12 protein-coding genes and 1 pseudogene are annotated in these 13,640 nt (G+C 52.0%); 6 read left to right on the top strand and 7 right to left on the bottom strand.

The genetic code is table 11. The annotated features are described in order from the left end of the window. Positions 1–7: 7 nt before the first annotated feature. The 5 genes from G451_RS0103585 to G451_RS0103605 all read right to left on the bottom strand — a co-directional run bounded on the left by G451_RS0103585 (position 8) and on the right by G451_RS0103605 (position 4,844). On the bottom strand, positions 8–997 hold the full coding sequence (locus G451_RS0103585; RefSeq protein ID WP_027183182.1) for an NAD(+)/NADH kinase: 990 nt from the start codon (positions 995–997) through the stop codon (positions 8–10). A 69-nt stretch (positions 998–1,066) separates the two neighbouring features. Next, positions 1,067–2,038 (bottom strand): alpha-ketoacid dehydrogenase subunit beta, encoded by a 972-nt coding sequence (locus G451_RS0103590; RefSeq protein ID WP_027183183.1) that lies wholly within the window; start codon positions 2,036–2,038, stop codon positions 1,067–1,069. 51 nt (positions 2,039–2,089) lie between these two features. Further along, a complete protein-coding gene (locus tag G451_RS0103595) occupies positions 2,090–3,049 on the bottom strand; it encodes a thiamine pyrophosphate-dependent dehydrogenase E1 component subunit alpha (RefSeq protein ID WP_027183184.1) in 960 nt (319 codons plus the stop codon). 19 nt (positions 3,050–3,068) lie between these two features. Next, on the bottom strand, positions 3,069–3,497 hold the full coding sequence (locus tag G451_RS0103600) for a Lin0512 family protein (protein ID WP_027183185.1): 429 nt from the start codon (positions 3,495–3,497) through the stop codon (positions 3,069–3,071). Between the two features lie 9 nt (positions 3,498–3,506). After that, positions 3,507–4,844: a dihydrolipoamide acetyltransferase family protein gene (locus G451_RS0103605; RefSeq protein WP_027183186.1), complete on the bottom strand. Its 1,338-nt coding sequence runs from the start codon at positions 4,842–4,844 to the stop codon at positions 3,507–3,509. Between the two features lie 318 nt (positions 4,845–5,162). Here G451_RS0103605 and G451_RS0103610 point away from each other — a divergent pair, with 318 nt between their 5' ends. Next, a complete protein-coding gene (locus G451_RS0103610) occupies positions 5,163–7,244 on the top strand; it encodes a sigma-54-dependent Fis family transcriptional regulator (RefSeq protein ID WP_027183187.1) in 2,082 nt (693 codons plus the stop codon). A 136-nt stretch (positions 7,245–7,380) separates the two neighbouring features. On the opposite strand, the gene larB is transcribed toward G451_RS0103610, so the two are convergent. Beyond that, on the bottom strand, positions 7,381–8,136 hold the full coding sequence (gene larB, locus G451_RS0103615; RefSeq protein ID WP_027183188.1) for a nickel pincer cofactor biosynthesis protein LarB: 756 nt from the start codon (positions 8,134–8,136) through the stop codon (positions 7,381–7,383). A 141-nt stretch (positions 8,137–8,277) separates the two neighbouring features. Beyond that, positions 8,278–9,099 (bottom strand): annotated as a pseudogene (larC, locus tag G451_RS27370) (nickel pincer cofactor biosynthesis protein LarC); the annotation flags it as partial. A gap of 362 nt (positions 9,100–9,461) precedes the next feature. On the opposite strand from larC, the gene G451_RS0103630 reads away from it, so the two are divergent. From G451_RS0103630 to G451_RS0103650, 5 genes are all read left to right on the top strand, one after another. After that, positions 9,462–10,124, top strand: coding sequence for a periplasmic heavy metal sensor (locus tag G451_RS0103630; RefSeq protein WP_156921498.1), 663 nt, complete (start codon positions 9,462–9,464; stop codon positions 10,122–10,124). 304 nt (positions 10,125–10,428) lie between these two features. Beyond that, positions 10,429–10,614, top strand: coding sequence for an SHOCT domain-containing protein (locus tag G451_RS0103635; RefSeq protein ID WP_245587761.1), 186 nt, complete (start codon positions 10,429–10,431; stop codon positions 10,612–10,614). A 341-nt stretch (positions 10,615–10,955) separates the two neighbouring features. After that, a complete protein-coding gene (locus tag G451_RS32225; protein ID WP_342663748.1) occupies positions 10,956–11,741 on the top strand; it encodes a helix-turn-helix transcriptional regulator in 786 nt (261 codons plus the stop codon). Between the two features lie 53 nt (positions 11,742–11,794). Beyond that, entirely contained in the window at positions 11,795–12,364 is a 570-nt protein-coding gene (locus tag G451_RS0103645; RefSeq protein ID WP_084448349.1) for a YbhB/YbcL family Raf kinase inhibitor-like protein, read from the top strand. A gap of 277 nt (positions 12,365–12,641) precedes the next feature. Beyond that, on the top strand, positions 12,642–13,358 hold the full coding sequence (locus G451_RS0103650) for a DUF599 domain-containing protein (RefSeq protein WP_027183194.1): 717 nt from the start codon (positions 12,642–12,644) through the stop codon (positions 13,356–13,358). The last annotated feature ends 282 nt before the right edge of the window (positions 13,359–13,640 follow it).

Here is a 13,640-nt window from a genome sequence, read left to right on the forward strand (position 1 = left end):
TTTCAGATTAGGATGGTTGACAGAACAGGCCTTCCTGTCTGGCCAGTGCCATGGTTTTCTGTACGTCAACGACCATCGGGCCGGCGGTACTCAGTCGAATGCTCGCACGGGAACCACGAGGGATTTCCACTTCACGTTCACCGTCCACAGCAATAATCCCTGGATTGACGTGAATGGGGAATATCTCACCGGGAGCCATTTCCGACACATCGACAAGAGGAACCTCGGTGAACATGCCTGGGGCAATTGCCGCCGTCACCTTCATGGAGGCGTTTGGTCCCAAGGTCAGGGCGAGCCCGCGTGGTTCTTCGGGAAGGATACTCCGAATTTGACCGCCGATAGCTGAGAGTCCGATAGACGAAGCGCTGCACCGCGTGAGGAAGAGTTGCGGTACTTTCTCCATATGCCATACTGCGCGAGATGCGAGAAACACATCATCGTAGACCGCCGCATCGACCAATGCGATGTCTACAACGGCATCGTTGAGCAAAATATCAAACATACAGGAATGGACGCAACAGGCTTCTCGCGGGAGACGGCCGCTTGCCACCAGGCCAGCCGCAAGGCCTGCAATGGTGGCTTCGCCCATAAAGGGAAAGACATTGTTGGTCCCTGTGGAGAGGGGAAGAATGGGAACCGCAACGGTTCCTTTGCAGGCAGCCCGGCTGGTCCCGTCTCCTCCGAGGACAATCAGACACTTCGCCCCAAGCGTTTCCATGATGCCTGCGGCTGTGGTTGTGTCGGTCTGGTTGCTTCGAATGGGCATCTCCACCGCCTCAATGGGGATGGATGGAGAAATGGAGTTCAGGGCACGAGGAATAATGGCGTAGGAATCCGGCATGTAGAGAATTTTGGTCACACCGGAGCGCTCCAGGCCGAGGATTAACCGTCGAACCATGCGCACTTTTTCTTGATTATCAAAGACACTGCCGTGGGCCACCAGACGACGAATGTCCTTGCCGGAAGCGGGGTTGGCTAAGATAGCTGCGATACTCACACTGATACGCCCTCGTGAAATGAGATGGGGATAACGGGTTGAACCGTTACCCCCTCAATGATCATGGGATTAGCAAATGCTCTTGACCGCTTCGATGATTTGGCCCGCGCCGGGAATGTAGAACTGTTCCAGCGGTGGCGAGAACGGAACGGGGCAGAACGGCGCGCCAACCCGCTTGATGGGCGCGTCGATGTATTCAATGGCTTCGTCTGCGATGATGGCGGCAATTTCAGCGCCGGCGCCAGCAAACGTGACGGCTTCATGCGCGACGACGAGCTTATGGGTCTTTTTGACAGAGTCGATGATCGTGTCTTTGTCGAGCGGCAGGAGGCAGCGCGGGTCGACAACTTCAGCGTTGATGCCGTCGGCTTTGAGCTGTTCCGCAGCTTCCAGGGCCGAGTAAAGCATCTGCGAGTAGGCAACGATGGTGACGTCGGAGCCTTCGCGTTTGACGTCGGCTTTGCCGAGTTCGATGCTGTAGCTTTCATCCGGTACTTCGCCGGTGGCGCCATACAGAAGTTTGTGTTCCAGGAAGACAACTGGGTTGTCATCGCGGATAGCGCTGATCAACAGGCCCTTGGCGTCATGGGGGGTGGAAGGGATAACCACTTTGAGGCCGGGGATGTTCATGAACCAGGATTCCAGGCTCTGGGAGTGCTGCGCGGCAGCACCGATGCCGGCACCTTGCGGCATACGTAACGTCATCGGCACGGTGGCTTTTCCGCCGAACATAAAGCGCATTTTGGCCGCTTGGTTGAACAGCTGGTCAAAAGCAACACCGATGAAGTCGACGAACATCAGTTCGGCCACGGGGCGCAGGCCACACGCGGCAGCACCGGCCGCGGCACCGACGATGGTGCTTTCCGTGATGGGTGTATCCATGACGCGCTCTTCACCGAATTCGGCGAAAAGTCCCTGGGTAACACCGAAGCAACCACCGAACTGACCGACGTCCTCGCCGAGAATGAACACCTTCTCGTCGCTTTCCATTTCCTGCCTCAATGCTTCATTGAGCGCCTGAAGATATGTTTTTTCGGACATTGTTTTCTCCGTAGGATTGATTGTCGATTCGTGAAGGGTAACGCGACGGGCCTAAGCGTATACGTCGTCCATCAAGGCGCTGGTCGAGGGCATGGGGCTCGATTTGGCGAATTCCACAGCCTCATCGACATCCTTTTCAATGCGCTTCCATGTTTCTTCAGCTTCTGCCTTGGTCAAAGTATTGCTTTCAATGAGCTTGGCTTCGAAGCGGGGAATGGGATCTTTGCCCTTCCATTCTTCGAGTTCTTCGACGCAACGGTAGGTGCAGGCATCGCCTTCGAAGTGTCCACGCCAACGATACGTCTTGCATTCGATGAGGGAGGGGCCTTCTCCCTTGCGGGCGCGTTTGACGGCCTCGACGACGGCTTCATGAACAGCGAGAACGTCGTTGCCATCAACCACAACACCGGGCATGTCGTACGCAGCGGCGCGATCGGCGATGTCAACGACAGCCATGGACTTGCACTGCGGGCAGGATATGCCGTAACCGTTGTTTTCATTGACAAAAACCAAGGGGAGTTTCCAGGCGCTGGCCATGTTCAAGGCTTCCTGTGTGGTGCCCTGGTTGGAAGCACCGTCGCCGAAGAAGCACATGGCAACGTCGTCGGTCTTCTGGTACTTCGCGGCGAGCGCAGCACCGACGGACAACGGGCCGCCACCGCCAACGATACCGTTGGCGCCAAGGATACCGAGGTCCATATCGGCGATGTGCATGGAACCGCCTTTGCCTTTGCAGTAGCCGGTCTGTCTGCCGAAAATTTCCGCCATCATGAGCTTCAGGTCGCCGCCTTTGGCGAGCAGGTGACCGTGGCCGCGGTGGGTACTGGTGATCTTGTCGCTGTCGGTGAGCGCGGTACAGGCTCCGGTCGCCACAGCTTCTTCACCGAGGTAAAGGTGTACGAAGCCCGGAATCTCGCCTGCTGCGAAGAATTCTTGTAACTTCAGCTCGAACAGGCGAATCCTGATCATCGTTTCATACATGTGCATCAATGACTTCTTGCTGAGATTCATTGCTTTCTCTCCTCATGGGTTATTCGGCCTTGACGGCACACACGCAATCCTGTTGTTCCGATATTTTTGGCCCCTGATCCACATTGTCCATCTCAAGAGAGACGGTGAGAGCAGCGCAAGCTGCGATGATATTGCTCACCCCAGGGGCGAAGCAGGGGACCTCGATCCCCGGCACGCACAAGCCGCCGGAGACCAGAGTTAACGATTTTTCACCGATCGGGATGCAGGCCAGGACTGCATCTCGATCTACAGCGTTCGGGTTTGGAACGGCCACGTCTGCATGAACGTACACGCCTTGAAACTGGTCCCGACCGCAAATTTCCATAATTCCGCAAAGGCAAATTCGGGAAACGGCGTCCTGCACGGCGCGCACCGCGGCTTTGGTCATATCCTCACCGTGCAGATCGGCGGCATAGCCGAGTTCTATGGCAAACCGTTTTCGAGACATTGATGCCCCCTAGACAATCATCAGTCCGGGATTTTCCAACATATCGCCCAATTCACGCAGGAAGGACATGGCAGGAGCGCCATCAGTGGTCATGTGGTTGAAGGTTAGCGACAGCGTCATCATGCTACGGATACAAATTTCGCCATCCTTGACGGCGGGCTTTTCGACAATGCGACCGACGCCCAGAATACCGGTTTGCGGAGGATTGAGGATAGGAGTGAATCCGTCGACACCGAGCATGCTGACGTTACTGATGGTAAATGTTCCGCCACCCAGTTCGTCCATGCTCAGACCACCGCTTCGCGCCCGACCAGCGACATCGCGGATCTCTGTTTTGAGCTCTTCCAGTGTAAAGGTATCGGCCTTCTTGACGTTCGGCACGATGAGGCCGTTGGGCAGGGCCACGGCGATGCCGAGATTGACATGCTTGTGCAGATGAATACCGTCATCCTGGAGCGTGGAATTCACAATGGGATGCCGCTTGAGAGCACGGCACGTCGCGTAAGAAATAATGTCATTGTACGAAAGCCGATAATCGGCGTTACGCTTGTTGCGCGCCAGGAGCGTCGAGCGCAGGCGGACCATTTCCGTTACGTCGAGTTCAACGAAGACAGAAAGCTGGGCAGCGCTGTTCAGACTGGCCTGCATGTTGTCTGCAATCAGCTTGCGGACACCTTCCATCGGGACGATGGTGTCTTTTTCGGCGGCGGGGGCTGCTGCGGCGGGAGTGTCGGTGGCAGGGTTCATGGCGCGAAGAATATCGGCCTTGGTGATGCGTCCACCTTCACCTGTGCCTTCGATAAGGCTGAGGTCGACGCCTTTCTTGCGAGCGAATTCAATTGCTTTGGGGCTCGCGTTAATACCGGCAAAAGCAGAATCAGCGGAGTCTTGAACATCTTTCGACGTAATAGCGCCGTCACGTCCGGTTCCGGTAACCGTCGACAAGTCAACGCCCAACTCTTTGGCCAGCTTGCGTGCTGCAGGCATTGCTTTGACAAATTCGCCACTGGAAGCAGCTGCAGGAGCAGCACTTGCAGCCGGTGCGTCAGCGGAAGCCGCTGCACTTGCTTCAGGGGCAGCTCCACCAGCGACTTTTTCAAGTGTTTCACCCGCTTCGGCAATGACGCCGAGAACGGCCTGTACTTTAGCAACTTCCCCTTCGGGAACAATGATCTGAAACAGGACGCCGTCGGCGGGTGCTTCGACCGAATTGGTGATTTTATCGGTCTCCACTTCGAACAACGCTTCGCCTGCTTTGACCGGGTCGCCTTCGGCTTTCAGCCAACGTGCGACCTTTCCTTCTTTCATGGTCAAGCCCCATTTGGGCATGATCACTTGTTGAGCCATGACCAAACCTCCTGATTGTTTACCTTGTGATTGTCACAAGGTTGCAACCGAAGTGCCAATGGGAAAAGTATTTATATTACAGTATGATCTGTTGTTTTTGTTTTCGGATGCGATGGGATTGTGTTCCGTGGTGGAACAACGTGGGGGTTGCCTGGTAGAAATGATGAAGGGAGATGTATCTAGTTGATATTCATTGTTAAAGTGTGTTTTTTGTGAATTGTATCTGTTCGAAAATGGAACACTTGACAGAAATGAAGAAGTTACGTCAGTGATTTGATACAGTAAACATACAGCTTTGCATTGCGATGGAGGCCCGATATGCATTCGCTGATCCGAGATGGAGATGCTTTTGGGATCTGCCACGTTGCGTGTGCGCAGTCTGAAACGGTTGAGCTTCCTTTACCACGTCCACGGGAGAGACGGGGGTCTCTTGTGGAGTATTCTCGATGGAAGCGGTTTGTAGAAGGAAAGCATGTAGAGGCAGAGGACGTTGACCAGACGCTCCTTGATTCGTGGAAACGATGTCGTAATATGGGAGTTGACCCTGCTCCACGAAGTTGCTGGGATTTTGCGCCGATGGCTCAACTTGAGCCGTTTTCGACGACGTTAAAAAGAATTTGTACCGATATTGAAGCCACTGCCTACAAAAGTATTCGAGGGCAGGGATTGCTCATTACCATAACCAACGCTGACGCTCGCGTTGCCCGCACGTGCGGAGATCTCGACGTGTTGCGCCAAGCTGACAGATTGAATTTTGGACCTGGTGCCAACTGGTCTGAATCAAGTGTCGGAACCAATGCCATCGGAACCGCTTTGGCAACGGGGCACCCCATGCAGGTTTTTGGTGAGGAACATTTTTGTCGCAGTCACCATGGTTGGTCCTGCACGGCAGCTCCAATTTTGGATCCACGTGGCAACATTTGGGGGTGTTTCGATATCTCCGGTACCGCAGATTCGGATCATTCCAAGAACCTTGAATTGGTTTTGCAAGCGACCCGGGCGTTGGAACAAAAGTTAGCCCGTGTGTATTGTTCTGAGCTTGAAGGGCAGATGACATCGTTGTTCTCTTCCATGTTCAACTCGGTAACAACAGGTATCTTGTTTCTCAACAGCGCTGGACGGGTGACGAGTGCAAACAGCATTGCCGAATTGCTGTTGTGTTCCAAAGGATGCTCATTGCGAGGGCGTCGAGCCGATGAGTTGTTTGATTTCGACACGCTCCTTGCCAAAGCCAAGCATGATGCCATGAGCGACCCTGTTGTCTTGCAGTGCCGCGTTAATCCGAAACTGTATGTTCAGGCTATACCGACTTTCAATTCCAACGGGGTGTGGCTTGATACTATTGTTTCCGTAAGCGAGACACAGCCATTCCGTCATATTTCCATTCCAACCATGAAAAGCGGACGGAATGTGTCCGTGCAAGCGGAAACACCGAAGGGCTTTGAGCGCGTCTTGCATGCCAGCCCGGCCATGCGTCAGGTCATTCGTCAAGCGTCCAACGCGGCTAGAACATTATCCACCGTTCTGTTGACGGGTGAATCCGGTACCGGGAAAGAGCTCTTTGCGCGTGGCATTCACCAGGCCGGACCGCGCGCCGAAAAACCCTTTATTGCCGTCAACTGCGGCGCTTTTTCCGAAGAACTCGTTCAGAGTGAACTCTTTGGATATTGTGATGGGGCATTTACGGGCGCAGCAAAACGCGGCCGTGTAGGAAAGTTCCAGAAAGCGGACAAGGGTGTGCTTTTCTTGGACGAGATTGCAGAAATGCCGCTGTCACAGCAAGTGAACTTGCTCCGTGCCTTGGAAGAACGTGCCATTGTTCCGGTTGGTGGGACGACTCCGCGACCTGTCGATGTGAAAATCATTGCAGCGACGAACAAAGACTTGCAGGAGTTGGTCCGACAAGGGCGGTTTCGCGAAGACCTCTTTTATCGCCTGAATGTTGTGGGGATATCCATTCCAGCATTGCGGGCACGTGGTGATGATATTCTTTTGCTGGCCAAACATCATTTGCGTCGTTTATGTACGGATTTCGATATTCCGTTTGCTGGTATTGCACCGGATGCCGAAGCGCTGTTGATGTCGCACGATTGGCCCGGCAATGTCCGCGAGTTGGTGAATTGCCTTGAGTTTGCCGCGAATAACCTTTTTGGAGAACCGCTCAGTGTCGAGCATCTTCCTCCATACCTTCAGGAGAAAGCGGTGAGAGCCCCCGGCGGAGCTGTCAAACGGCAACCGAGTGGTTTTCAGCTTAAGAAGCGGGAAGAAGAGGCGATTCGTCAGGCGCTGGCCTTCCATCAAGGAAATATCAGCAAAACGGCCAAAGCCCTCGGCATCGGCCGCAATACGTTGTATTCGAAGATGGATCGTTTCGGCATCAAGTTTGACGATTTGTCATAATCGTTTATTCACAGAGAGAGCTTTTCGTTCACGACAATAACGGCCTGGGGGCTTCACTCCCAGGCCGTTATTGTCGTGCCATCCACTCCATTCCTCCCGTGAATATCATGAAGGGCAGTGTCCTCTCTCCGGTCGTTCAGGATTGGCACATTGCATTGATTTTGCTGGCGGCACAGGCTGCACCGAAACCGTTGTCGATGTTGACCACCGTGACACCGCTGGCGCAGGAGGTGAGCATGCCAAGGAGTGCGGCCACTCCTGAAAACGCGGCTCCATATCCCACCGAGGTGGGAACGGCGACAATCGGTTGGGGAACCAGCCCGCCGACAACGCTGGCCAGAGCCCCTTCCATGCCGGCGATAACAATGATGACGTTGGCTCTGCGAATTTCAGGAAGTCGGTGAAGCAGCCGATGAAGGCCGGCCACACCGACATCGGAAATACAATTGACGTGATTTCCAAACAGCTCACAGGTTATGCGCGCTTCTTCGGCAACGGGGAGGTCGGAGGTGCCGGCTGTAATGATGGCAATTTCTCCTTCGCGGAAGGAGATGGGGTTGCGTATGAACGTCAAAGCTCGGCCCAATTCGTGATACTTCACTTCTGGACAAACAGTCTGCACGTGTGCTGCCATTTCGGGAGAGACACGGGTGGCCAGAATATTGGAATGCTCGGACATTCGGAGAAATATTTCTCCGACTTGTTCCGGCGTTTTGCCCTCGCCATAGATAACTTCGGGAAAACCATTTCGTAATGGACGGTGTACGTCAAACTTGGTGTGTCCCAAGTCTACAAACGGAAGGTCGCGAAGTTGTTCAACGCCCTGATTGATATCCAGTGTACCATCTCGAATGCTCGTGAGGAGTTGCTTCAGTGTGTCGTCGTTATGCACCGTGTACGCTCCAAGAATTGAACAGAGCTCTTGAGGCTGTTCGTCGTAGAGAAGAATAACAGGGACAGGCAATTGTTTTGCATTGCCTGCCCCTGTTCTCGTTATCGCTTTTTGAAGAGGGGAATAGGGTCAGGAGTCCATTTCCGTGACAGCAAGATGGACACGAAGGACATTGGGGATTTCCGTTTCACGGTGCCCAATGCCGTATCCGGTCCGTTGTGTCGTCATGGCGGGAGTGTCGGTAAATGTATCCACGAGTGAAGCAAGAATGGCGGCGCCGGTGGGTGTTGTCATTTCGTGTTGTGTCCTGCCTCGTGTGGTCGGGATGCCGTGGAGTATTTCGACCGTGGCCGGTGCCGGGACCGGAATGAGTCCATGGACACAGTGAGAGAAGCCACCTCCAAGTTCCACAGGAGACGCCCATACTGCATCGACACTCAGTCGATGATAGCAAATCGCCGCACCGACAATGTCGACGATGGAGTCGGTGGCGCCGACTTCGTGAAAATGGACTTCATCGGCAGGTTTCCCGTGAACGTGGGATTCTGCCTGCGCAACCTTCCGAAATATTTTCATGCTGGTCTCTTTGACCGCATCGGACAATGTGCTTGCCATAATAATGGATTCAATATCCCGAAGATTACGATAGTCGCCATGAGCATGTCCGCAACCATGGTGATGATGTGCGTGTTCATGGCCGTGGGTGTGTTCATGATGATGTTCATGTCCATGGGATTCATGATGATGACTGTGCTGCTGATGTTTTTTTAAGATGACATCAACGCGTGTGCCGCAAATACCGCAGCGGGAATCGGAGGTGACGCGCAGTTCGAACTCATCGTCAATACCAAGTTTACTCAGCTCCGCTTGCACATAGTCCAATTCTACCCCAAGGTTCATCATAGCGGCTAAGTTCATGTCTCCGCTTATCCCGGCAAAGCAGTCGTAGTACAGTATATTCATGGATGACTCGTTCATGTTTTTCGGTAGGGCAAGAGCGCCGGCATTGAAACCATGTAGCCTTTCGTTCCGACTGTTCAGTGATGGCAGTATACAGTAGCGTCGGAGAAGGACCGAGGTTGTGGGCAAACAGCCTCATTTCAGCGGGTTATCATGCGTTGTGTGAGGAGCTTGCATGTTTTTGACGCGTATTTTCGTCAGATGTCTCACATACATCATGGTAGGGAGGTACGGTACACGTTGTTACCCCCAATGGGCAAGAGCCGTGTTCATTAGGAAGACAAAATTTGAATTTCTGACCGTGGCTATGAAGACACGATCTATGATTCTTGGGCAACGCTCCCAATCGACACTTATAAATATTATTGATGTTGTTCTTCTTTCTGTGGAGGAGTAACGATAAGAATAAAGATTTATTCGTTGAATCAAAAATTCAAACGGAGGCACGTATGCGTATGAAATATTCGATGATTGGAATTGCTGGTATTCTTTGTTTTTTCCTTCTTTCTTCCCCTCAGCGCGTGATGGCACAAGAGGTGAATGACGGAAACGCTGAGAAGGGACAGCAAAACGAAATGCAACCGCCTGACATGATGCATGAAATGATGGAAAAGATGATGGGGGCTTCTGGAAAAGGGAAGGGGATGGAGCGCCATGTCATGAAGAAGATGTCCTTGATGGAGCAACTCATGACCTTGTCGCCGGAACAGCGAGCTTCCTACTTAGATGCCGTGACGAAGAGCCAGAAGCAGGCCTTGGATATCAGAGAGGAGTCTTTGTTGGCCCAAATGGCATTGCAAGACGCTCTGTCGGCAGAACAATTCAACAAGGCTAAGGCGACAGAATTGGCGAAAAAACTGGCTGAAACTGCGGCAAAAAGCACGCAAAATAAGTTGGAGCTTGTTATTTCGTTACGTGCAATGGGATTATCTGCAGAAACGATTTCACAGTTTGGACTGTACCCGGTGGGCAAGAAGGCTGGCCCTAAAGGCATGATGCCCAAGCCAAAGATGCCGGGAAAAATGTAGCCGTTCAGATTCATGGAGCACAGGTGCGCTGATACAGTATATCGGTGTTGCCGGTTCTCCCTGTCATATTTCCTAAAGTGGATGTACGTATCGAGGTACTTGGTTTAGAGGATATGGCTGTATGAGGCGGGTTACGAGAGTTTCAGAACATAGAGAGGTAACCATGTCAGGACAATGGAAAAAAATCCTTCTGTCGAGCGCGCTTGTTGTATTGATGACGGCGTGTACGCGGGGAGCTTTCTGTCCCCAATCAATGGATGGTTGGGGAGGGATGATGGGGCCTGGCTTTTGGGGAGGAGGTATTATGTGGATCATATGGCTTATTCTCATAGTCGTTATTATTTATTTTGTCGTTGGTTTCGGCAATAAGTCCGGGTCGTTTCCGGGGGCGAGGCGCGAGAGTGCTCTGGATATTCTCAAGAAGCGATACGCGCGAGGGGAGATATCCAAAGCAGAGTATGAAGAGTTGAAAAGAGATATTGCAGATTGAACGGGGCTTCTCACTTCATAATGAATAGGGACATGTACAGCACGCAAAACTCTGTGGTGTGAGGTTGTAATGGGTTCTCTCCATAGGGCGTAGGGGACAAAAGAAGCATACCACGTTGGCGGAATATATCGTACAAGGGGATGGCGTTGATTGCATAATGTAATGCACTCATGTGGACGACATGCCCTTGGCGTGTTTGATTTGATTGTTCAACGAAAAAGCATGTATCTTTTATGATGGACCCCCAAACGTTACACCGAAAGTTACGAAGTCTTCTCGCGCATCCTGTACCGCAAACCCGCCTGACACACCTTCCGTTTCTCGGAATGTTATCATTTACGATGGCCCATAGGATTCATTCGGTTTGTCCCTCCAAATCCGCTATTGTTTTTGTTCTTGGAGGCATGAAGACCGTCACGCGCGGGGAGGAGCGCATTACCGTGCGTTCCGGTGAAGGATTCTTTTTCCCCGCTCGGATGGAAACAACCATTGAGAACATCCCTGATGGGCAAACGGGGCGATACGAGGCCTTATGTCTGACATACGACGAAGATATGATTGCTCGTGTTGCTGCCGAACATCCACATTCAGCAAGTGCTCCGGTGCATACACTCGAGTCATTTCGCATCCCATGTGATGGCGTCATTGAATCTTCAGCGGCCCATGTATTGGAAATGGCTGCCAGCGACCAGGAGAATGAACGTCTCATTGCCTTGTGTCGCGAAGAATTGTTGTTGGTCGTTGCGGGAAAAACAGATTGCATTGCGTTTTTATGGGAAGCTGCGTCTTCGTGGAGTTCTCGGTGTAGTGCTCTTGTGGGAATGGATCCGGGCCGTGCATGGACTGCCGAAGGTATCGCAGAAAGATTAGGCACGAGTGAACGAACGTTGCGGCGCCATCTGAAGAATGAGGGAACCGGGGTTACACACATCCTTCGTGAAGTACGCCTTCATACAGGCTTGGCCCTGCTCCAGGTTGGGAATACGTCGGTCAGTGAAGCCGCATATCGTTGTGGATATAACTCGGCTTCACGCTTTGCGGGACTTTTTAAGGAACGGTTTGGTGTGAGTCCGAGTGAAGTGTTGCAGTGTTGTGCCGTTTCGGGGCAACCTTTGGCCGAATCGTGATAATACATTCATCGCGCCGATGGTAGACCACCTTCAGCACAAGGAGGAAATACATGCGAAGAACTGTTGTTGGTATGTTGGCGTTGCTCATCGTCAGCACGGTATTGGTGTTTTCGACACAGGGAAGCTGGGCTGCGGATTTTACGCTGACCAGTCCAACGGTCGAAAATGGGGGAACATTGGCCGATGCCCATCTTTTCAAAGGATTCGGCTGTTCAGGGGATAACGTCTCTCCGGCGTTGTCGTGGTCAAATCCGCCTTCCGGTACAAAGAGCTTTGCGCTGATGGTCTATGATCCGGATGCCCCAACGGGAAGTGGTTGGTGGCACTGGGTCGTCTTTAATATCCCGGCGTCCGTGTATGAGCTGGCCGAAGGTGCCGGAAATCCTGGAGGCACCCTGCCAGCCGGTGCCGTACAAAGCCGGACCGACTTCGGTTCTCCGGGATACGGTGGGGCGTGTCCTCCAAAAGGCCATGGTGCGCATCACTACATTTTTACAGTTTATGCCCTTGATGTTGAAAAAATCGATCTGGGACCGGAGAGTTCCGCCGCTATGGTCGGTTTTTATTTGAATGCGCATACCCTTGGAAAGGCATCCCTTACCGCGACCTATGGTCGCTAGTTTTAGTCATACCGGTTCCGCTGATCACCTTTTGATAACGGCGGAGCTTGAGTCTCACAGCACATCGTTCAAGGCGGCTCGGTTAACTTTCAGTTGACCGAGCCGCCTTCGTCTTGTGATATGATTTAAGGATTGTTTTTCTACGTGCCATGCGTTGCCCAAAATGTTTGGGCAGCGTAGAGTCACATGCTGCCAATACAGGGACGTTGTGCTGTGCGGGATGCACACGTCCTTCCCGATAGTTATGACTGTGCGATTTGCTTTGGAGGACGTTCCCATGACCGAAATGATTGCTCCGCACCGATTGGACTTGATTTGTTTGATCGTCTCAATGGCGGTTTTCTCAGCGTATCACCTGTTTGTCTGGTGGAAATTGAAGAAGAATCCCATGTATACGCTTTACGGCGCAATAAAGTTAGCAAAAGCGGCCTGGGTTGTGAGCATTATGGAAGATAAAAAAGATATTCTTGCGGTTCAAACGTTGCGCAACTGGACCATGGGCGCCACATTTCTCGCGTCGACGTCCATCCTGCTGGCTGTCGGCTTGCTGACATTGTCTGGTCAAGGCGATAAATTGGGTCAGATATGGCACACGGTGAATCTGTTCGGTTCGACGACACAAAGTACAATTACATTGAAATTATTGGTTATTCTCGGAAATCTGTTCATTGCGTTCTTTAGTTTTTCTTTCTCTATACGTCTCTTTAGCCATGTGGGGTTCATTATCAATACCCCTCCGGTCGATGGGAACTATGGAACATCAATGACATTTGTTGCCATGCAACTCAATAAAGCAGGAAGCTACTTCCATATTGGCATGCGCGCCTATTATTTCCTCGTTCCGCTCATCTTCTGGCTGTTTGGTCCCCTTTTCATGGTTGTTTCCACCTTAACCGTCGTCATCATCATTGCTCGTATCGACAAAACTCCGAAATTGGAGTGTAGCTATCTGGCAGGATTCTTCAAGGAGAACTGTCGATTGACTCAGAAGTAGACAAAATGGTAAAAAAAATTAAATGGAGCAATGCTTTTGTGACGCTTCTGAACAAATGTGGCATAGTCTGAAATAGTGCTTATCACATTGCTTAGTCGTTGTTTCTTGCAAAGCTCCATGATGTCTCTAATGTTTTGTAATTCCATTTCTTAACTGTAGTGACTTGACGTGTGTACTGTACACATTGCAATCACTGAGCATGTCAATGATCAAAAGGCTATTCTAAGATAGGATTGAAATAATATATTCCTTTTCGTAGCAAGAGCACCTCCCAATTTACAT

It is taken from the genome of Desulfovibrio inopinatus DSM 10711, assembly GCF_000429305.1.
In the GTDB taxonomy this organism is placed as follows: Bacteria; Desulfobacterota; Desulfovibrionia; order Desulfovibrionales; family Desulfovibrionaceae; genus Alteridesulfovibrio; species Alteridesulfovibrio inopinatus.